General features: G+C 60.1%; 17 protein-coding genes and 1 pseudogene. 2 read left to right on the top strand and 16 right to left on the bottom strand.

Annotated elements, in window-relative coordinates; genetic code table 11:
* Positions 1–167: 167 nt before the first annotated feature.
* The 5 genes from FJW03_RS28425 to iolG (FJW03_RS28405) form a co-directional block, all read right to left on the bottom strand.
* Positions 168–1,130 (bottom strand): aldo/keto reductase, encoded by a 963-nt coding sequence (locus FJW03_RS28425; RefSeq protein ID WP_140765420.1) that lies wholly within the window; start codon positions 1,128–1,130, stop codon positions 168–170.
* A gap of 98 nt (positions 1,131–1,228) precedes the next feature.
* Positions 1,229–2,275 (bottom strand): ABC transporter permease, encoded by a 1,047-nt coding sequence (locus FJW03_RS28420; RefSeq protein ID WP_140691515.1) that lies wholly within the window; start codon positions 2,273–2,275, stop codon positions 1,229–1,231.
* Positions 2,272–3,771, bottom strand: coding sequence for a sugar ABC transporter ATP-binding protein (locus FJW03_RS28415; protein WP_181173276.1), 1,500 nt, complete (start codon positions 3,769–3,771; stop codon positions 2,272–2,274). The genes FJW03_RS28420 and FJW03_RS28415 overlap by 4 nt, the downstream gene beginning before the upstream one ends.
* Before the next feature lie 19 nt (positions 3,772–3,790).
* Positions 3,791–4,855 (bottom strand): sugar ABC transporter substrate-binding protein, encoded by a 1,065-nt coding sequence (locus tag FJW03_RS28410; RefSeq protein ID WP_140765424.1) that lies wholly within the window; start codon positions 4,853–4,855, stop codon positions 3,791–3,793.
* Between the two features lie 379 nt (positions 4,856–5,234).
* The gene (iolG, locus tag FJW03_RS28405) at positions 5,235–6,248 is read right to left on the bottom strand and encodes an inositol 2-dehydrogenase (protein ID WP_210240603.1); all 1,014 of its coding nucleotides are present in this window, start codon (positions 6,246–6,248) and stop codon (positions 5,235–5,237) included.
* A 147-nt stretch (positions 6,249–6,395) separates the two neighbouring features.
* On the opposite strand from iolG (FJW03_RS28405), the pseudogene FJW03_RS28400 reads away from it, so the two are divergent.
* Positions 6,396–7,213, top strand: a pseudogene (locus FJW03_RS28400) (SDR family oxidoreductase).
* A gap of 78 nt (positions 7,214–7,291) precedes the next feature.
* Here the strand turns inward: FJW03_RS28400 and FJW03_RS28395 are convergent.
* The 8 genes from FJW03_RS28395 to iolG (FJW03_RS28360) all read right to left on the bottom strand — a co-directional run bounded on the left by FJW03_RS28395 (position 7,292) and on the right by iolG (FJW03_RS28360) (position 16,047).
* The gene (locus FJW03_RS28395) at positions 7,292–8,455 is read right to left on the bottom strand and encodes a substrate-binding domain-containing protein (RefSeq protein ID WP_140607646.1); all 1,164 of its coding nucleotides are present in this window, start codon (positions 8,453–8,455) and stop codon (positions 7,292–7,294) included.
* 232 nt (positions 8,456–8,687) lie between these two features.
* Positions 8,688–9,551 (bottom strand): TIM barrel protein, encoded by an 864-nt coding sequence (locus tag FJW03_RS28390; protein WP_140765428.1) that lies wholly within the window; start codon positions 9,549–9,551, stop codon positions 8,688–8,690.
* Entirely contained in the window at positions 9,524–10,711 is a 1,188-nt protein-coding gene (locus tag FJW03_RS28385) for a Gfo/Idh/MocA family protein (RefSeq protein ID WP_140765430.1), read from the bottom strand. The genes FJW03_RS28390 and FJW03_RS28385 overlap by 28 nt, the downstream gene beginning before the upstream one ends.
* Positions 10,712–10,780: 69 nt before the next feature.
* Positions 10,781–11,560, bottom strand: a complete 780-nt coding sequence (locus FJW03_RS28380; protein ID WP_140607649.1) for an ATP-binding cassette domain-containing protein — start codon at positions 11,558–11,560, stop codon at positions 10,781–10,783.
* Complete coding sequence (locus FJW03_RS28375) at positions 11,560–12,657, bottom strand: ABC transporter permease (RefSeq protein ID WP_140691494.1); 1,098 nt, start codon at positions 12,655–12,657, stop codon at positions 11,560–11,562. Before FJW03_RS28375 ends, FJW03_RS28380 begins: the two co-directional genes overlap by 1 nt.
* A gap of 64 nt (positions 12,658–12,721) precedes the next feature.
* Positions 12,722–13,663 carry a sugar ABC transporter substrate-binding protein gene (locus FJW03_RS28370; RefSeq protein WP_140691491.1) on the bottom strand — a complete coding sequence of 314 codons (942 nt, stop codon included), beginning with the start codon at positions 13,661–13,663 and terminating at the stop codon, positions 12,722–12,724.
* Positions 13,664–13,727: 64 nt separating this feature from the next.
* Positions 13,728–14,849: a phytanoyl-CoA dioxygenase family protein gene (locus FJW03_RS28365; protein WP_140765432.1), complete on the bottom strand. Its 1,122-nt coding sequence runs from the start codon at positions 14,847–14,849 to the stop codon at positions 13,728–13,730.
* Positions 14,850–15,036: 187 nt separating this feature from the next.
* Positions 15,037–16,047 (bottom strand): inositol 2-dehydrogenase, encoded by a 1,011-nt coding sequence (gene iolG / locus FJW03_RS28360; RefSeq protein ID WP_210240605.1) that lies wholly within the window; start codon positions 16,045–16,047, stop codon positions 15,037–15,039.
* 295 nt (positions 16,048–16,342) lie between these two features.
* Here iolG (FJW03_RS28360) and iolE point away from each other — a divergent pair, with 295 nt between their 5' ends.
* Entirely contained in the window at positions 16,343–17,242 is a 900-nt protein-coding gene (gene iolE, locus FJW03_RS28355) for a myo-inosose-2 dehydratase (protein ID WP_140765434.1), read from the top strand.
* A 333-nt stretch (positions 17,243–17,575) separates the two neighbouring features.
* Here iolE and FJW03_RS28350 read toward each other — a convergent pair whose 3' ends face one another.
* Genes FJW03_RS28350 through FJW03_RS28340 form a run of 3 tightly spaced genes read right to left on the bottom strand, consistent with a single transcriptional unit; the run spans position 17,576 to position 20,482 of the window.
* Positions 17,576–18,712: a Gfo/Idh/MocA family protein gene (locus FJW03_RS28350; RefSeq protein WP_140765436.1), complete on the bottom strand. Its 1,137-nt coding sequence runs from the start codon at positions 18,710–18,712 to the stop codon at positions 17,576–17,578.
* Complete coding sequence (locus FJW03_RS28345; protein WP_140765438.1) at positions 18,702–19,667, bottom strand: hydroxyacid dehydrogenase; 966 nt, start codon at positions 19,665–19,667, stop codon at positions 18,702–18,704. The genes FJW03_RS28350 and FJW03_RS28345 overlap by 11 nt, the downstream gene beginning before the upstream one ends.
* Positions 19,667–20,482 (bottom strand): HpcH/HpaI aldolase family protein, encoded by an 816-nt coding sequence (locus FJW03_RS28340; RefSeq protein WP_140765440.1) that lies wholly within the window; start codon positions 20,480–20,482, stop codon positions 19,667–19,669. The genes FJW03_RS28345 and FJW03_RS28340 overlap by 1 nt, the downstream gene beginning before the upstream one ends.

Genomic DNA, 20,482 nt, shown 5'->3' with positions numbered 1-20,482 from the left:
GCGCGCGTTGAAGCTTCGACGCACTTTAGCCGTACTGTCGTCTTCTTCGGGCCGCAAGCGGAACGGCAGCTTCTAGTGCGCGAAGAGCGATAGTGGACCTTCAGTCCTTGGGAGCGACCGTCATATCGCGAGCCGCAAGGACGTTTGGACCGAGTTAGTCCACGGAGCTAGCCTGGTTTGTAAATTCGCTCAGCTTCTGGATCATTCACGGAATAGCCTACCTCCCCCAGCTCAGCCCAAGCCTGGTCCGGCACCGTCGCGGTCGCCCAGTCGAGGGTCTGAGCGACTCTTTCGGGCTTGGAAACACCTACAACGGTCGAGGTTATCCTCGGGTCATTCAGCGAGAACTGAATTGCCACCGCTCCGGGAGCCACGGCATGCTTTTTGCATACAGCCTCGACCTGACGCACAGGCGTCAGTCTAATTTCGTCAATCTCTTGATATGTAATCCGAGAAACAGCGGAACTTCCCTTTGCCAAAACGCCACCCGCATAAGGAGCCGCATTGAGCACAGCCACTCCTCTTTCGCTGGCAAGGTCAAAGAGGTCACTTGCCGACCTGTTCAAAAGCGTGAAGCGATTATGATTCAGCAGGACATCGAACGGCCAGTCTCTGACCATCGGCAGCATGATATCGAGACGGCCCATTGCCAGCCCGACGGCGGTCGCCAGACCTTCCTCCTTCATTCGAATCAATTCATCGAGCGCCCCGCCTGGCCTCGTGATCTCGTCGAGATCGGCGGAATGCTCAGGGTCGTGAAGGTGCAGTATGTGAACGCGATCGAGACCGAGCGCCAGAAGACTCTCCTCAAGCGACTGTCTGGCGCGACCGGCGTCGAAGCGGCCCGTACCCATGTCCCGGTCTAATTTCGTCGAAAGCACAAATCCCGGAGGTAAACCTCCGCGCTCTCTGATGACCGATCCAATCCGTTCCTCGCTGCGGCCAAAACCGTAGTTGCGGGACGTGTCCATGAAGGTGACCGGGCCGTCGAAAATCGCTCGGATGGTCGCAAGTGCGGTGGCTTCGTCGACGTTGTAGCCATAAGTGTCCGGCATCCCGCCGAGGGGAGCTGTTCCGAAACAGATCTCCGTAACTTCCAATCCGGTCTGTCCGATTGGATGCCGTTTCATCACCACCTCCACCCAGGGCTGGCAAAAAGAGCGAACTACGCGGCCCGTCAGCGAGCCGGAATTGACGCCGGCAGAGCCAAGTCGGCCGGAATACTACCTCAGGTTCGAGTCCGCACACCGCTTGAGCGTCGGCTGGCAATCGTCGTCAGCACCGCGGCCACTATGATGACGGCGCCGGTCGATGCTTGCACGTAAAAGGACGGAACCTGCGCCAACGTCAGCAAGTTGTTGATGACGCCGATCAACAGCACACCGCTAATAACTCCGACGATTGTCCCTCGACCGCCGCCAAGGCTTACGCCACCGATTACCGCAGCCGCGAAAGCGGAGAAAATTATCCCCTGCCCTTGGGTTGTCACCGCGGAATCGAGGCGCCCGGTCATCAGAACGCCGGCCAGGCCCGCCAAGAGAGCCGCAAAGACAAACGCCGACCAAATGACCCCGTCCACGTTGATGCCAGCTGCTCTCGCGGCGTCTTCATTGCCGCCGATCGCATATAAGGCACGGCCATAGCGGTGGTAGTGGAAGACAAGGCCGACCATAACCGCGACAACAATGAACATAACCACCGACACAGGAACACCGAACCAGCTCTCGGAACCGAGATAGGTCAGCGCCTTGCCGGGAGAGTAGATCGAACGCCCGTTGGAAACGATCAGCACTCCGCCCCGAAGCAGCACAAGCAGCCCGAGCGTCGAAATGAACGGGTTGAGACCGACCCTGACGACCATGAAACCGTTGAAAAAGCCAATTAGCCCCGCAGTGCCCAGCGCAATGAATAGGCCAGCCCAGCTCGGCAGCTCTAATCCAAGCCCGCCGGCCGCCACAGGCACCAAGGTGACGGCTGCCAACATCGGAGCGAAACCGACAATTCCCTCGAGCGAGAGATCCAGTCGCCCTATCAGAACGACGAAAGTCAGTCCGATCGTCGTCAAACCCAGAACGCTTACCTGGTCGAGGATATTTAGCAGATTGGCCGCCGTGGCGAACCGCGGAGCAATGATGGCGCCAACGATCACCAGTATGAGAAGGACCGGGTACATCGTAAATCCGCCGGCCACGAAAGCGCTTCCGAAAGAAGATAGTCGTGACGGCCCGGAATTTTCCTTCTGTGGCGATGATTTGCTCACGATATCGGTGCTCATACGACACCCTCCATCCGCAGGATTAGATCTTTGATTGTGTATCCACCCACCAGTTCATCGACGACGTGCCCCTCGAACACGATCACGACCCGGTTGGCCAGTTGATCAATTTCGTCTTCCTCGTCCGAGACAACCACCACCCCCAGCCCCTTGCCGGCAAGATCCCGCAACAGCGAGTAGAGCTGTTCCTTGGCGCCCACATCGACACCGCGGGTTGGGCTAAGGGCGACGATGACCTCGGGAGCTCGGCAAAGCGCGCGCGCGAAAACGACCTTCTGCTGATTGCCACCGCTGAGCTGGCTCACCGCTTGCTCCAGAGACGAAGCGATTACGTTCGTCTGTTGGGCAAGGTGCCCGACATGCCTGGCTTCCTTGCCTTTGTTGATAAAACCCAGTTTGCCGGACAGGACGTCAAGGCCGCCGATCGCTACATTCTCACGCACACCCAGGATGCCGACATAGCCGCTGGCATGCCTGTCGGTGGGAACCAGGCCGATGGTAGGCAGCTTTCCACGCGGGCTGATCACCTCACCTTTTTCAGGCCTTTGCTGGCCAGCAAGGACCATTGCGAGGGCTTCCTTCCCGCCACCCACCGGGCCTGCCAAGGCCACGATCTCGCCCGCCCTTACCTCAAAGTCGATATCCTTTTCCGAAAAGCTGTCGAGCCGAATTCCCTTGGCCTGAAGCAGAACAGGGGCTTCATCCGTCACGAAGTCCTGTCGCGTGCTTCGAACCGTCTTTTCACCCATCATAAGGTCGGCGATGGTCTCCACGTCGAGACGCCCCACGGGCTCGCGTTCCTTTACGACCTTGCCATCCCTCAGGATCGTCACTGTATCGGCAATCTCGAAAACCTCATCCAGGTGGTGCGAGATATAGACGAACGAGACCCCCTTGGCTTTGAGCGCCCTCACATGCTCGAACAGAATGCGTTTTTCCGCATTGCTCAGCGCCGCGGTTGGCTCGTCCAGGATCATGACGGGCACGCCCCGGCTAAGAGCCTTCATGATCTCGAGCAGCTGTCTCGTCCCGGCGCCCAGCTCCCCTGCAAGCGAGCGGGGTTGGATGTCCATATTCCATTCGCTCAGCAGGTCCGTCGCGCGCTCCAACATCAGCTTGTGGCTCACCACGCCGAAGCCTCTGCGCACGAGAGGATTCTCGACAAAAAGGTTCTCCGCCACGGTGAGCAGGTTGAACAGCTGAGGCGTTTGTTGAACGTGGGCGATCAACTTGCGAATGCTAGGCGCATAGTGTTGGCCGACCGCTTCTACCTCGACCTCTCCAATTCTGATCGATCCAGTATCGGCCGAAACGTATCCGCTCAAGGTGGAAACGAGCGTGCTCTTTCCCGCGCCATTGCGGCCCAACAGGGCGTGAACCTCACCGGGCATGACGGTGAAATTCACGCCGCGAAGAGCCCGGGTCGAGCCAAAGGTCTTGGCGATGTCACGCATCTCGACGATGGGTCGCGCCTTGTCCATGATCTTCGGCTCCACGGCTTGGTTCCTCCTGAACTTATTTGCCGACCTTGTTGGCCCACAGATCAGGGGAGTCCACATTGTCGGTTGTCACCAGCGTCGCTTTGAGCTGGTACTGCGGTCCGACGGGAGTATCGATAACCTGGCCGTCGTCACGCGGTCCGATCTCGATCTTGCCACCCTTGGAGACGAGTTCGATCAGGTCGGCCGTCTTGCTCGCATAGGCGCTCAGGGGCTGCGACACCGTCGCGTCGAGGGCCTTGCCGCGGATCAGCTGCAGTCCTTGAGGCGTTCCATCGATTGCGATGCGGATCACCGAGTTCGGGTCCCCCACCGGAGCGCCCTTGCCGGCGTTGGTGAGCTGGGCGTTCACGGCCGATGCCATGAGTTCGGATGCCATGAAGATGCCGCTCAATGAAGGATTCTGGGTGAGGACGTTCTGCGCAGCGTCGGCCGCCATGTCGGCAGTCCATTCGGTCGGGCGCTGTATCAGATTCACCTTGGGCGCGAGCTCGTGCAAGGTTTTGGAAAAACCGTCGGAGCGATCGCGGCCGTTGGGGGTGGTCAGGGCGCCCTGCAGCTCAAGCACGATGCAGCTGTTGTCGGTCCAGCACGGCTTGGCTTGCAGGCGCTTGACCATCTCCTTGGCACCCTGAACACCTGCGTCGACATTGTCCGCGCGCACCGTCGCCGTCACTTTGCCGCCCGCGGGAGCATCATCGATCGAGAAGACGAGGACGTTGGCGTCGTTCGCCTTTTTGACCGCCGGAACGATTCCCGCGGCGTCAATGGGCGCGAAGACCAGGACATTTGCGCCGTTGGCAATCATGTTCTGGAGCGCATCGACTTCGGCGGCGATATCGCCATTCGGATCAGGAGCACCGACCAGGGTGAAACCCTTTGCATCGAAGGCCTTCTTTGAGAGATCCAGCATCAGGGTCTGGAAATCATCCTTGAGAAACTTCGGGGTGAAACCGATCCTCACGTCCGCGGCTTTGTATTCGGCAAGCGCGGTCCCAGCGGCTATTGCAAGGAACAGCGCGCCGAAAGCAACCGTGCTGGCGGCTCTGCGGCGAGAAATGGGGAGAGTTGGAAATTTCATTGAATCCTCCTTTTGTTGCGCGGTCCGACCGCCCGTTGAGCCGGGCTTGACGCCGCTTGGGCCTTCTGTGCTCACCACAGAAAGGTTCGACCTTGCGATAAGACATCGTTCGCGATGTCGTCACCCGCAAATGCAATTGCAGTGCTTGCCTGGCCGCATTAAAAGAGCCCTGCGGAGAAATCGGCAGTGAGGGCACGCTTTCGCGGTTCTCCTTCGATCGTGATCGCAAGGAAGGCACAGCCAAGATGCCCGGCGCCATTGCGGGACCGGTCTCGGTCATGTCCCGACACAGCGATCCGTGCGAGCCCAGACTTCACCAAACGCCACTCCTCCCACTGCGCGGATCTTTCTTCCTCCTGCGGATCCGCCGCCGAATGCTTTATGCAGCCACCTCGGAGACACGCACCAAGCGTGCCTCTTTCATGGATTTGTAAGCCGCTTCCGCCAGGATGAGCGCACGGCGCCCATCTTCGAAACTCGCCAGCGGAACGGCGCCTTTCTCCACACAGTCCACGAACCCATCGATCTCCGCCATGAAGGCTTCCTGGTAGCGCTCGAGAAAGAAGAACTGATACGGCTGGCTCGCCTCGGCGGCCGTGCTTGTAAAGCGGCGCAATTCGTGAGGTTTGCGGTTGTCGGAAAGAAGCATGCCCGCGCTCCCGATGAGCTCAACGCGCTGATCGTAGCCGTAGACCGCCGTGCGCGAGTTGTTGATGTGGCATTGCTTGCCCGACGCGGTCCTCAGGATGAACATTGCACTGTCGACTTCATCGAGTTCCTTTCCAAGTGCCGGATCGATGAGTGCATTGGCTAGCGCGAAGACCTCGGTCGGCTCTTCGCCGAGCATGAAGCGAGCCAAATCGAAGTCGTGGATCGTCATGTCCCGGAACAGTCCGCCCGCCGCCTCCAGATAGGCTCGCGGCGGCAGCGCCGGATCGCGTGACGTGATAATGACCTGGTGCAATTCGCCTATATCGCCAGCCAGCATCGCCGTTCGCGCTGCACTATGCCCGGGATCATAACGACGGTTGAAGCCGAGCTGGATCGGGATTTTGGTATCGCCGATGTTGGCGGCGCAAGCCTCGACGCGGGCCAGGCTAAGGTCGATCGGCTTCTCGCACAGAACCGCTTTACCCGCAGCGACGGCCATTTCTATGTAGTCGGCGTGGGTGGGAGTTGCCGTGGCGATCAGAACGGCGTCCACCGTGTCCGACGCGAAAATCTCCTCTGCGCTGGCCGCGGCCTTAACGCCCTGAGCCGCCGCGACCTTTTCGGCCGCCTCTGAATTGACATCAAATACCGCCGCCAACTTGGATCGCGGATGCCGCGCGACATTGGCAGCATGCATCTGACCAATCCGGCCACAGCCGAGCACGGCGATACGCAACATCAATTTCCTCCCTGCGGCCTGTCATGCAAGCCGGGCACTATTCTTTGCGTGCATTGTGCAAAGCATCTTGCATTTTTGCATGCGTGTCAATACAAATTCCGCATTGATTTCTTCTGCAAATTTCATTGCAGATCTGAGGAGCATTGAAAAATGAACAGAGTCGATAGGAAATTCGCGGTGATCACCGGCGGGACACAGGGATTGGGTGCTGCGATCGCCATGCATTTCGCAGACGCGGGCGCCGCCGGAATTATCACCTGCGGGCGCAACGCCGACAAGGGCGGCGCCGTCGCCGAGGCGATTGAGGCTAAGACAGGCTGCGTCGTTCGCTTCGTCCAAGCCGATCTGGCGAGCGTAGCCGATTGTAGGACGGTGATTGAGGCCGCGGATACGGCCTTTGGGCGCGTCGATGTTCTAGTGAATGCCGCCGGTCTCACAGACCGAGGCGACATCCTCAATACGAGCGAAGAGCTGTTCGACCGGATGTTTGCGATCAATACGCGCGCTCCCTTCTTTTTGATGCAGGAAGCAATTCGCCGGATGATTCGGGACAACGTCGAAGGAGCGATCGTGAACATTGGCTCGACCTCGGCGCTTGCCGGGCAACCGTTCATCGCGTCCTATTGCGCTTCCAAAGGTGCTCTTGCCACGCTTACCCGCAACACCGCGTTTGCAACGATGCGGAACAAGATCCGCGTCAATCAGCTGAACATCGGCTGGATGGCTTCCGACGGCGAGGATCGCATCCAGCGCGAGTATCATGGCGCGGACGCAAACTGGCTCGAAAAGGCTGCGGCCGAACAACTTTCGAGCGCCTGCTGGCTCCCACGGAAGTGGCCAAGGCCGTCACATTTTTGGCTTCGGAGGATGCCGGGATGATGACGGGCTCTGTAATCAATTTCGACCAGTCAGTCTGGGGCGCCTACCCCTTCGCCCCTCCGACCCCGGTCTCGAAGCTGGCGATCTAGAGGGACTGACGGGCGACTGAAGCGCGGAACCATTTCAGTCGCCAATGATCCTCCCTCACCGCAGAATGCTTCAGGCAATCAGAAGATAGCGCAATTGAAGCGAGTGAATACCTGACTTTGCGTTATGCGATTGACGGGTTGAACCCCCTGCCGCGCCATCCTTATGCACTCTACCGACAGCGCGATTTCGCGATCGAAGTCATGACCGATCGTCACATCCATGATGCCCCGCTCGAGCAACGACCGCGAGTTCGTGTTTAACTCATGGCCAATAAACACGATCGAATGACTAAGACCTTCAGCTTCGAGCGCGCGCCCTACTCCCAGGTTGGCGCCTGAAACATTGTAGATAGCCGCCGGCGGGCCGTTCTTTCCCATGTATCGCCGGACAGCCTCATAGATGACCTCAATGCTCTCGTTGGAACTTACCCTTTCATCGATGGCCAAGGATGAGAATTCTGTTCGCAGGACGTGTCTGAACCCCTGCTCGCGGTCTTGCTGGCAGCGAAATGGCACGCTGCAAACAAATAGGACTTTGCCGGTTGTCCCGCGCGGAAGCATTCGCCCACAAAGCCAGGCTGCCGTAGCCCCCGAGACATATTGGTCCGAACCGACGTAAGCTGCCCTTCCCGACAAGGGAAGATCGGTGGTCAGGCAGATCACCGGGAGGCCCCGTCCCGTGGCTGCCCTCACTGCGTCGTTGACTGCCGGATGCTCTCTGGCGACCAGGATAATGCCATCGGACTTTTCGGCCGCGCTCCTAATCCGGCCCGCGAAGTCCTCAGGTTCGACAGCGTATGAGACATGGGACTCTGTTTCAATTTCGACCGACGGGTTTTGCGCGCTGAAGTTCTTCGCGGCGGCTTCCGCGGCCTCGTTGAACGATCGCCCGGAATCGGCGAGAAGATAAAGACGCAGCGGCTTCGAAATCTCGGGCAACGAAATCCCGCCGACGCCTGAGTGCCTGGCGTCGACCATCGACTTGGACAAATGTTGTTGCAGAATCGATTGGAATTCCCGGTAGCCGGAAAATCCCAAAGCCTGGACGAATCGCACAACACTGGATGCGTTCACGCCGCAGCGGGTCGCGACCTCGGAACTTGATAGAAGGGCAGTCTCTCCAAGGTTCGCGATGAAAAAATTTGCAACGCGCCGTCCGCCCTTGCCCATATTGTCCTGAGCCGAATTCAAAGTAGTCATCAGCTCGCTGGCAGAGTGAGGCTTTGATCGCGAAAACTGCATGGTCGATCCTTTTCGATGACGACCATACTGGAACTTTGCGATTACGCAATATTCCTTGCACAATCGCACGGACTCGTCGATTGTGACCTAGTGGCTATTGCTCGATGAGGTACTGGCAGGTCAAGCGGCCATCGCGCAGGCACTGCTCCGATGCCGCCCTGGTCGGTAGCCTCGGAAGGCAGCAAGCGCGCTGCCATTTAGCAACACGTTCGCTCCCCTTCTGGATATCGCGTTATTCCGACCTTGAACCACCGGCCTCCAAATTGAGGAAATCGAAGCTCTGCTTCAGGCGCCGAGCAATGGCGGGATCGTCGTGAACGCATGGGTCGAAGGGCTCCATCGATACCACGCCGTCATAGCCGTGATCTCGGAGGTCCCGGATCTGTGCGCGGTTGCGCGCCCTGTCGCCGGCAAACACGAAACCACGATCCGGCTCGCGCAGGTCGGAATGGTCCTTGGTTCCGGGCGCGATACCCGAAACATGAACCAAGCCGATGCGGTCATAGTGGATGACCGTGTCCGCCGCGCGCCAGAACTGGAATGTGTCGTGCAGGATGGCAAAGTTTTGCCAACCGTTCACGTCCTCGATTGCATCGACGGCCGCAGTTTGGCTATGGAGGGTGCTGGTCGGCATGCCGAGCGGCTCCACCAGCCCAACGACGTCATGGTCGGAAAGTATGGGGGCCAGGGATTTCAGGCCGCGCCTCAGATTGCGCGCCGCCTCCGCTTCGCTCCAGCCATGGCCTTCCAAAAAGAGTGGGCACAACACCAGGAACGGCGCGCCCAACTCAGCCGTGCTAGTGATCAACTTCTCGGCATGGCTCAAGTCAACAAGCGCATTGAAATCCTCTAGACAATTGACGGAGGCAATCGCCAAACCGCTCTGCTGCACCAAATCCCTGACCTCGCTAAGAGGGCGGTCATCGGCGATCTCGAGCCCTGGCAGATCGTTGCGAAGTTCAACGGCTTCCGCTCCGACCTCGACCGCCAGATCGAGGAACTCAGAGAGCGGTCTATGCGGCAGACACATCCGGTTGAGCCCAAAACGGATCGCGCTTTGCATGTCGATCACTCGTCGTGTTGAAGCTTGATCCATGCGCCGCCGGCCTCATAGCTGTCCGCGCAGCCGTCTATGAAGCGCATACCGGCCAATCCCTCTGCCGCTCCAGCAAGCCGCACGCCTGCAGGGGCCTGACGTCCTGCGCGACGCGCCGCGATCACGAGAGCCGCTTCAGCGTAGAGATTGGCCCAGGCGTCGGTCAGCGCCTCGCCATGGCCTCGGGGCAGATGAACAAGCCGCTCGGCTTCGCCAAGAACGCCATTGCCGACGCCGCGAACGAAGGTCTGCTCCTGCTGCTCCAAAGGCGTAAACTTCAGGTATTCGGGCCGCTCCTGATCCCATTCCACAGCTCCCCCGCTGCCCCAGACGCGAATGCGCAGGCCGCAATATTGCCCAGGCGTAGCGTTGGATAGGTGCATCAACCCCGGGGCGCTGTTGGACAGTCGCAGGTTGATGTGTGCCGTGTCGGGCTGTGGTTTCCTGCCACCACAAACGAACATGTCAGCCCTCACGTCGGAAACGTCCAGGCCGGTCATCGTCTTGAGCAGGTGATGGGCATGCGTTCCGATATCGCCAACAATCGAGGACCGCCCGACCTTCGACGGATCCTGACGCCACACAGCCGTATCGACCGGCTGGGCCCCGCAATTCCACTCCTGCAGATATTCGAGGTGGACTTGATTGATGGTCCCCAGAAGACCACTGTCGACGATCGCGCGCGCCTGTCGAACCATGGCGTGGTGCGCGTAGGGATAGGTCATCGTGAGCGACACCCCTGTCTGGCGCTGAAGCGCAACAAGCATCTTGGCGTCGGCCATCGTTGTCGTCATCGGCTTGTCGAGAATGACGTCGATTCCCGCCTTGAGGAAACACGCGGCGATCTCGGCGTGGTTCCAGTTTGGCGTGCAGATCGCAACCGCCTCGATGCCGTCGGCGCGCGCGGCTTCTACTTGCGCCATTTGGCGAAAGTCGGAATAGGAGCGTTGCGGTGGGATCATCCAGTCGCGGGCGGAAGCCACAGCGTTGTCGGGTCGCGAAGACAAGGCGCCGGCGACGACGTCCCAGTGGTTTGACAAACGCGCTCCGGCGAAATGCCAATCTCCTACAAGGCCACCCCGACCGCCTCCCACAAAGCCAAGGCGCTGACGCCGCGCAAGCGGCGGGGTTCGCAGACAACTTTTGTCGGTGAAGCTCATGCTAGTCCCTTCGCTCTGCTGGCGAGATCGAGACGCGGTACCCAAGCTGCGAGTGAAATGTTTGCGCTGTCAGATCGTACCGCCGAGTGAGGCTTCGAGCGCCGCCAGTTCCCCGCCGCCAGCCATCATCTCCTGGAGTTCCTCCGCACGGACCTTTCCGCGCTCGGCCGTTCCCAAGGTCTGTCCTCTATTCAAAACGGTAAACCTGTCACCCACGGCCAAGGCATGGCGAACGTTGTGTGTAATGAAGACAACACCGATGCCGTGCTTGCGCACCCGATCGACGGTGGAAAGCACGTTGGCCGTCTGCCGGACGCCAAGAGCCGATGTCGGCTCGTCCAGAATAAGGATCTTGGCTCCGAAATAGACGGCACGCGCGATTGCCACAGTCTGACGCTCGCCGCCCGACAACGTGCCGACCGCCTGATCCGGACCGCGTAGGTTGATGCCCATCTTACGCATCTCCTGCAGGGTGACCGTATTTGCCTTTTCGAAATCCATATTGCGAAATGGCCATATGCCTCGTTGAGGTTCGCGGCCCATCCAGAAATTGCGGGTGACGCTCATCAACGGGATCATCGCCAAGTCTTGGTAGACGGTTGCGATGCCAGCGCCCATCGCGTCACGGGGCGTGGCAAAACCGACCATCTGCCCGGCGACGCGAATTTCACCCCCGCTTGGTTTGAACACGCCCGACATGATCTTGATGAAAGTCGATTTTCCGGCGCCGTTGTCGCCGAGAAGGCAATGGCATTCGCCTGGCCTGACGTCGAAGGAAACGCCGTTCAGCGCGATGACGGAACCGAAGTGCTTCTTAATGTCGATCATCTCGACGATAGGGGCGGTCATTATCGCTCTCCTGTAATCGCACGACGGATGTAGGTGTTCATGATCACGGCCACGAGCAGTATGCCGCCCAGGAACACGCGGAAGAGAGAACTCTCGGCGTTGGCGAAGAACAGCCCCTGCTGAACCACGCCAAAGATGATCGCGCCCAGAGCAGCGCCGATGATCGAGCCATACCCACCGGTTAGCAACGCACCTCCGATAACGACGCAGATGATCGCCTCGAATTCCTTCAAGAGGCCGCGGTCGGCTGAGGCGGAGTTGAATTCAAGCACCTGCGACGTGGCAAAAAGGCATGCGCAGAAAGCGGAGAAGACGAACATCAGCAGCTTAACGCGATTGGCTGGCACGCCCATGTTGCGTGCCGCCTGCTGGTCGCCGCCCGCGGCGAAAACCCAATTGCCAAAACGCGTTCGCGTCAACAACCATTGCGCAAAGATAACCAATGCGATCGCCCAAATGATTAACATAGGTATTCCATCGACAACGGGCTGGCCCGCCCTGTTGCCGGCCGTGAAGGTTCTCAGCCAGCCCACATGGCCGAGCCAGACGAAAAAACCCGAGAGGATCTTTCCGCTGAAAAGGGGGGCGAGCCAATCGTTCTGCGTGTAGGGCTCAAGCCCCGCTATGGTTGTTTTGCGCGTGTAAAAAACGGTAGTGGCGATCGTCATTCCGCGCAGGATGTAGAGAAAAGCCAGCGTGACAATGAAGGAGGGCAACCCAGTCCTGATGACCAGCAAGCCATTCACCGCGCCGAGCGCCATCGACAACGCGAAGGTTATCAGAATCGCAGCCCAGCATGGTACGCCGCCGACCGTCATCAGCAGCGCCAGTATCATTCCGGAGAAGCCGATCATCGAGCCGACGGAAAGATCGAATTCGCCTGCGATCATGAGCATGCAGGCGCCAACGGCAATGATCATGAACTGCGCCGAAACGATCGACCAGTTTAAGATACCCTCCGGCGCGAACATGCCGCTGCCGCCCGCAATGACGAGAAAGAAACCGAGGACAAGGATTGTCCCCACCATCGCTCCAAGTTCAGGCCGGATGAGAGCCTGACGAAGTGGCGACACATTCTTGATGCGTTCGTCGGTCATGTCTGCCTTCCCATTTGATGATCCAAGGAGAGCGAGGGCGCTCACACGCCCTCGCTGACCGTGCTCAGCGATATTCGCCGGCGAGTTTCTCGACCTTCTCCACATTGTCCTTGGTCACGAAGGACGGTCCCGACTTCACCGAGTTGGCAGGCGAGATGCCGTATCGGATGAAGTTCGTCAGGACGAAGACGGGAACGGCTCCTTGGAGGTAAGGCTGCTGGTCGATGGCGTAGTTGATGGTGCCGTCTTTGATGCCGGCAGTGATTTCGGGCGACAGGTCGAATGTACCGAAGTTGATCTTGCCGGCGATGCCCATCTCCTTCACCGCCTCGACCGTGGGAGCCGCCGAGTTGGGACCCAAGGTGATAATTGCGCCGGTGTCCGCGTGCTTGGTCAGGTATGCCATTACCTTGCCCTTCACCTCGCCGGGATCAATGCCCGAATCTATCATCTGATCACCCAGCGCGACGCCCATGCCATCGGCAAACCCTTGGCAGCGCTCGACTGAAGATGGGTTCTGGATATAGTGGTTGACGCAAAGGAACGTCTTGGCGCCGGTTGCCTTCGCACGCTCGCCGGCGGCATGCCCGGCATCGTATTCCGCCTGCCCCACATGCATCAGAGCGCCGAGTTCCTTTGACTGCTCGGGCGTACCGGAGTTCGCGGTGACAACTGGGATGCCGGCCGAGATCGCCGCCTCAAGCGGCGCCTTGAGCGTCTGGTAGTCGGCCAACGCAACGATCATGCCGTCGACATGCGCGGCGGTCGCCTGTTGGATGAGGCGAACCATATCCGCAAGGTCACCCGTCGGAGGGTTCTGGTACGTGGTCTGCACCCCCATTTCGTCGCCGGTCTCCTTCAGCGCATTCTTGATCACATTCCACCAGGTGTCGCTGTCGGGCGCGAAGCTGATGAAGACGATTTTCTCGCCTTTCGCATAGGCCATTGAGATCGCCGACGTGGCGATCATCGCGCCAAGCATGATTGATTTCAGGATCTTCTTCACTTTGCTATCCTCCCTTAGGGGCGCTTCCAGTTTGCAACCGCCGGAAGCAGGCGCGGTATGCCGGTCAGGCGCGGCGTCTTTGCGCTTGTTGGTCAGCCGCAGCTTCAAAACGCGGGTAGTCCCATCCCTCGGCGATGGCCCGTGCGAGCAGCGCCTTCTGGCTTTCGGGCGCCAGGCCGCCGACCGGGGGAGTGGTGTCGAGATTGGTGGGAAAAGGGTAGGCATCCGCGGTTGCCGCGATAACCCCCGCCCTTTCCTGCGCCGAGAGACTGCCAAGATATGGGAAAATAGCCTTCACCATCGCTAGGCGGTCGATGTTCTCCATATGCTTGGCGAACGCCGAGGCAACCTGCAGCAGGTTCACCATTCGAACGAAATCGGTCGTTTTGTTCTCGCCCGCGGCGTGGAACAGCGCCGGGCTGAAGAAGATCGCATCGCCCTTGGCCATCGGGAGCTGGACGCAGTTCGCTTCGAAATAGTCGCGGAATTCTGGAAGCTGTGCAGCGACATAGCCCTGAGGATACTTTTGCGAGTGAGGAAGCAGCTTCGTGGTGCCGCTCGCAGCAGGCATGTCGACATGAGCTACCCCGCCTTGGAGGATCAGCGTTGGGCCCATGAGGTGAATGTGCGGCGGGTAAAGTGCCATCTGGTCAGGCGTCATAAAGCCCAGATGATAGTCACGGTGCGGGGCCTGCGCCTTGCCACCCGGACGCACCTGATTAACCTGCGTTGCCAGCTGGTAGTCCGGACCCAGCCAGGCGCGACAAGCCAGATCGACAATTGGGTTGCCCATGTATCGCACGTAGACTTCAGGAGCGCGCAGGCACAGCTTTTGCAGGCTGTTCCAGATGCGGTCGTTGGCCCCGGCCTTCGCGAAGTGGTCGCCGCCCGAGATACCGGCAGCTCGTTCATCCGCGATAATCTCCCGAAAGATCTCGGTCGCCGCATCGACGGCGGAAAGGTCCCTGAACGCACTGCGGACGACGAAAACACCAGGCCCCTTTCCAATTACATTGGCCCATTCCCGCTTGATGCCCTCGTCCACCTCGCGGCCGTCGTAGATCGGGATGTTGGATGTGATTTCGGCCGCTCGAGGATAGTCGGCTGTGGCCACCTCTACCTGGGATCGAAAGTCATCCAGCTGTATCGCGCCAAGGAATTCATCGGATCCATTCATCACAAACATCCCTAATCACTCCTGTTGTGGACCCCTGTGACGTCCAACTGCGCAACCGACAGGCACACAGGCGCCTAGTAATCGGGGGCGAAGACCTTTTCGCGCTCTCGATGGCGCGAACGTTTTTCTGCGGTGAGCCGCAGCCCAGACCTCGCGTGACCCCGCATCACCCGATCGGCCAGTTCGTCTGTACTCGTCAGCCGATCTCTTTGACCGCAACGACCCGGTGTTCGGTCACGGATTTTGCCGCGGCCTCGGCCAGGACGAGCGCGAGCCTCCCATCCTCGAACCCGACCTCGACAGGCTTTTTGGCCTCGATGGAATTTACAAAGGCGCTGATCTCGGCATTGAACGCTTCGGAATAGCGCTCGATGAAGAAATTCAGCAGCGGCGCGGAGACGTTCGTCGCGTCGCGGACATGCTTGGTGACATGGTTGTTGCGACGATTTTCCGAAATTAGCATGCCCTTGTTGCCAAGTAGTTCGACCCGCTGGTCGTATCCGTAGGCTGCCTGTCGCGAGTTCGTGATTATTGCCTGCTTGCCTGAAGCAGTGGATAGGACAGCCGCGATGGTGTCGTAGTCGTTGCAGCGTTCCATCAGCGGAGGATCCACCAGTCGCGATCCACTGGCCGAGACCGCAACCACCTCCTCGCCCAGGAGGTAGCGGGCGAGGTCGAAGTCGTGGATGGTCATGTCGCGGAAGATGCCGCCGGAGACTTCGATGTAAGCGGAAGATGCCATGCCGGGGTCGCGCGAGGTGATGATCACCTGGTGCAGGTCGCCGATCTCGCCAGCCAGCATCGCCTCGCGCGCGGCCCGGTGACCGGGGTCGAAGCGACGCACGAAGCCCAGCATGATCGGCACATCGCTAGCGCCGATGCGGCGCTTGCAGAGTTCGACCCGCTTCAAATCCAGATCTATCGGCTTTTCGCAGAGGATTGGCTTTCCGGCCCTGACCGCGGCTTCGATCAGATCTGAGTGGGTGCTGGTAGAAGTAGCGATCAGCACGGCATCGACGTCGTCCGCTGCAAACACGGCGTCGGAAGACTGAAATACCGGCACGCCGTACCTGGCGCCGCAGGCGGAGGCCGCGTCTAGGTTCACATCGTAGACGCCGGCCAGTCTTGCTCCTGAATGCGCCGCAACGTTTGCGGCATGCATCACTCCAATTCGGCCACAGCCGAGCACAGCGATTCGTTGCAACAATTCCTCCCAGAAATCGATCGCAACAAATTTCGTTGCAAAAGCCTGCAATGTTTGTTGCGCTTCAGCCAAATTGTCAATAGGAATTGTCGTTGCCAACGGGAGAAAGCGCCGGAGGGAGAATTGGCGACGTACGGGGGCAAGACCCGTTCACCTGCTGATACGATGCTCAAGGCCCTGTGCGATTGCAGGGGAGCAGCACGTATTTGATGCGCCATGATAGTCCAGAATGGACAGCCGGCCTCTCGCTCATTTCGGCAAACACTGAATGCTCGTCCAACGTGCTCGGGAGTTGTAGATGAAAGCAAGGCTCGGAATCGCGCCCATCGCCTGGTGGAACGACGATCTGGAAGAATTATCCGACGATGTCAGTCTCGATGAATGCCTGAGGCAAGCCTCTGTGGCAGGCTTCACTGGCATGGAGACCGGCAGACGGTTCCCGCTCGACCCCGCTGAGCTCGGTCCGATCCTGGATAAGTTTGGCATCTCGATATGCGGGGGCTGGTTTTCCGGGGCACTTCTCGACGGCGATATTGAGCGCGAGAAAGACCGGATCGCGCCGCAGATGGAGCTGTTCAAGGTTATGAACGCTCCTTGCATCGTCTATGGCGAGGTGGCGCGCTCTATCCAGGGCGACCGCGCCAAACCGTTGGCAACCAAGCCAAAGCTGAGCGAGGAGGACATTCGGACATACGGCGCGAAAATGACCGACTTTGCCGAATGGTGCGCCGAACAAGGAATGCCTATCGCCTACCACCACCACATGGCCGCCGCGATCGAGTCCGAGGCGGAAGTCGATCTCCTGATGAAGCACTCAGGCGAGGCCCTGCCGCTGTTGTTTGACGCTGGGCACATGGCTTTCGCCGGTGGCGACGCCTTGGGCGTCATCGACAGGCACAGCGCGCGCATCTCCCATGTACACACCAAGGATGTCAGGTTCGACGTGATTAAGGCGATTGATCGCGACAGGGAAAGCTTCCTCGACGCCGTCGTCAAAGGCGCCTTCACGGTGCCTGGCGACGGCGACCTCGACTTCGGGGCGATCGTTAAGCGCTTGGCGCGATATGGCTATGAAGGATGGTTCGTGGTCGAAGCCGAGCAGGATCCAAAGGTTTCTCCCCCAATAGCGATGGCGATCAAGGGACATGCTGAACTGATGAGGGTCATGGCCGCCGCCGGATATGAGGTCGTGCAATGAACCGTGTGGATGGAAGGTCTGCGTCGTAGCCGGAACACTCTCCGGCCTGGGAGCCGCGGGGTCGCTCTCCGCCTGCCCGAAGCGGGTGCATACGGCCTCGCCAGCCTCCGAATACGTGCACGGCGCGATTTTGCCGGTCGATGGCGGCTGGCTAGCGCGTCAGCCTGCAATAGTGCCGGGGCGGTCGTCCAAACGCGGCTTATAGCGCGCCGTTACCTTCGGGATAACCCAAGAGTTTAGTTGCTCGCTAAAGCATGCCTCCCGAAAGTGTGCAGCGGTTTCGGGAGGCATGCTTTAAATCAAAGACCTGAAGCAGGTTGCGTGAATCCTCTTTCACGCGACATGCTTTAGGGTGGAGACCCAGCGAGTCTCAACCGCCGACGTGTGAACGGCCTCAACGAGTTCCTGAACGCGCTGCCCGGACTTGAAGCCGAACGGCTCGGAGCGCTGGCCCGCGATGGCCTCAAGAAACAGCGCTATCTCGATCGCCTTGAGATCGTTGAAGCCAAGTTGATGGCCTGGGGCGACGCAGAACAGTCCGTAGGGCGGATGATCAGGCCCTGCTTCAATCCGACGGAAACCACGGACACGGCCAGCATCCGCCGCGACGTAGAAATGAAGCTCGTTGAAGCGCTCTTGGCTGAACGTCAACGCGCCCTTGGAACCGTAGATCTCGAAGTCATGCTGCATCTTGCGGCCGGTCGCCACCCAACTCGCCTCGATGCTGCCCGTGGCGCCGTTGGCGAAGCGCAAGAATGCGCGGCCGATGTCGTCGACCTCGACGGCGGTACGGCCGCCCTTGGCGTCCGGGCGACTGTTGATGACGGTGACCTCGTCGCCAAGAACGCGTTCGATAGGGCCGATCAGGAACTCGGCGGTCGCCAAGGCATGACTGCCGAGATCGGCCAGCGCACCGCCACCCACCGGGTCGAGGCGGAAGGTGAAGGGACCGTTCGCGTCGCCCATGTAGTCTTCGGCGTGAATCCCGCGATAGCTACGGATTTCGCCAAGCTCGCCGGATGCGATGAGTTCACGGGCCAGCGCCATCATCGGATTGCATAGATAGTTGAACCCGACCTGTGTGCTTACGCCGGCAGACACGGCAGCGTTTGCCATCTCGGCGGCCTCTGCTGCGCGCGGTGCAAGCGGCTTCTCGCAATAGACATGCTTGCCGGCGGCGATCGCGGCCAGCGCCATCTCGTGGTGGAACGCGTTTGGCGCGGTGATGTCGACAAGATCGATATCCGGATCGCTGACAAGTCGGCGCCAATCGCCGGTAGCGTTCTTGAAGCCGAGCCCACGCGCAGCTGCGCGGGCAAGTTCTTCGGTGCGGTCCGCGACGGTATGAAGCTCGAGCTCGAAAGGCAGATCGAAAACACGTTCCGCCGCGGCGAACCCGAACGAATGGGTCTTGCCCATGAAGCCGGTCCCGATCAGCCCGACCCGTAGCTTGGGTTTCTCATTTCCCATTGATTTCTGATCCATTGACGACGAGCGTAGGGTCGATCTTGCCTTCGAAGAAATCGAGGACGTTCCTGACCGAGGACACCGCCATGCGTTCCCCGCATTCGGCGGTGAGACCGGCGATGTGCGGCGTCAGGATCACCTGATTCATAGCCAGCAGCGGATTATCCGGGTCAGGGGGCTCGTAGTCGAAAACATCTAGTCCCGCGGCCGCCACCGCGCCACCGCGCAGCGCCTCGATCAGGGCGGACTCGTCGACCACGCCGCCGCGTGCGGTGTTGATCAGTATGACGCCGCGTTTCATGAGCGCGAATTCACGAGCGCCGATCAACGGCCTCTCACCCTTGGGCGCGTGCACGGAAATCGCGTCGGCACGACCGACCGCCGCGTCGAGGTCGCCGGCCGACCTTACCTGGCCATCCGGCCAGCCAACCTTCTCAAGAAAAGGATCGTAGGCTTCGACCTCCATGGAAAAGCCAGCGGCCATACGGGCCAGATGCCGGCCAATCCGGCCGTAACCCATGATGAGCAGCCGCTTGCCCGCTAGTTCCGACGCCTCGAGCTTGTTGCGCCAGTTCCAGCCTTTTTCGCGAACGGCCCGATCGGCGCGCAGCGTGCGCTTGGCGGCTGCCAGCAGCAGCATGATGGCGTGCTCGGCCACGGAGACGGAATTGACATCGCCGACGACGGCCAGCGCGATACCACGCTTGTTGAGCGCCGGCAGGTCGACCGAGTCGTAGCCGACCCCATGCCGCGAGACGATGCGGAGGTTGCGTGCATTGTCGATAGTCGGAGCCGACAGCGGCTGGGTGCGAATGACCAGCCCATCGGCCTTGCCGATCAGCGAGGCATAGCTTGGTTCGGAAACCTCCTCGACATAGTCGTAAGTTACACCCGGAGCCCGATCGAGGAGGGCGACGCCGCTAGGATGCAGTTTACCTGCGACAAGCACGTGCGGCATCAGTAGCCTCCCCTGGCGTCGGCACTCTTGGCGGGCGCTGCTGCCGTTAGCGCTCGGAACCGCCTCACGGCGGCGTCAGCTGCGCCGGCGAGCAGGCGCACGTCGTTGGAGACGGTGGTCATGTCGAAGCCCCACCCCACGGCGCGGCCGGCATATTCCGGAGTGCCGCAATGCAGCGCGGCGCGAATGCCATGATTGCGGCATGCCCGCACAATCGTTTGCAACGCCTCGATCATTTCCGGCTCTTCGCGGTCGAAGGCCGGAGGCAGGCGACCGCCGTGCAGGCTGAAGGTCAGGTCGGCCGGCCCGACATAGATGCCGTCGAGCCCTGGCGTGGCCGCGATCGCATCGAGATTAGCCATCGCGTCGGCGGTCTCGACCATCGCGAAGGCGAGGATTTCGCCATTGGCTTCCGCCGCATAGTTGGCGCCGACCGCGAAATTGGCGCGGGTTGGCCCGAAGGAGCGCTGACCCACCGGCGGATAGCGCACACAGGAGACAAATCTTGCGGCTTCCTCCGCGGTGTTGATCATCGGGCAGATGATCCCGTAGGCGCCGGCGTCCAGTGCCTTCATGATGATGCCCGGCTCGAGCCAGGGGACACGCACCAGCGGGGTGACGCCCGAGGCGCGCATGGCCTGCAGCATGGGCAGCATGGCGTTGTAGTCGAGCGCGCCGTGCTGCAGGTCGATGCCGATGCTGTCATAGCCCTGCGCGGCCATGATCTCGGCGGTGAACGAATTGCCTATCGAGAGCCAGCCATTGATGGTCGGACGGCCATCGGCCCAGAGCTTCCTGAGGATGTTGGGGATCAT

Origin of the sequence: Mesorhizobium sp. B4-1-4, from assembly GCF_006439395.2 — a bacterium.
GTDB lineage: Bacteria > Pseudomonadota > Alphaproteobacteria > Rhizobiales > Rhizobiaceae > Mesorhizobium.
This window is presented reverse-complemented; position numbering and strand designations above follow the sequence as displayed.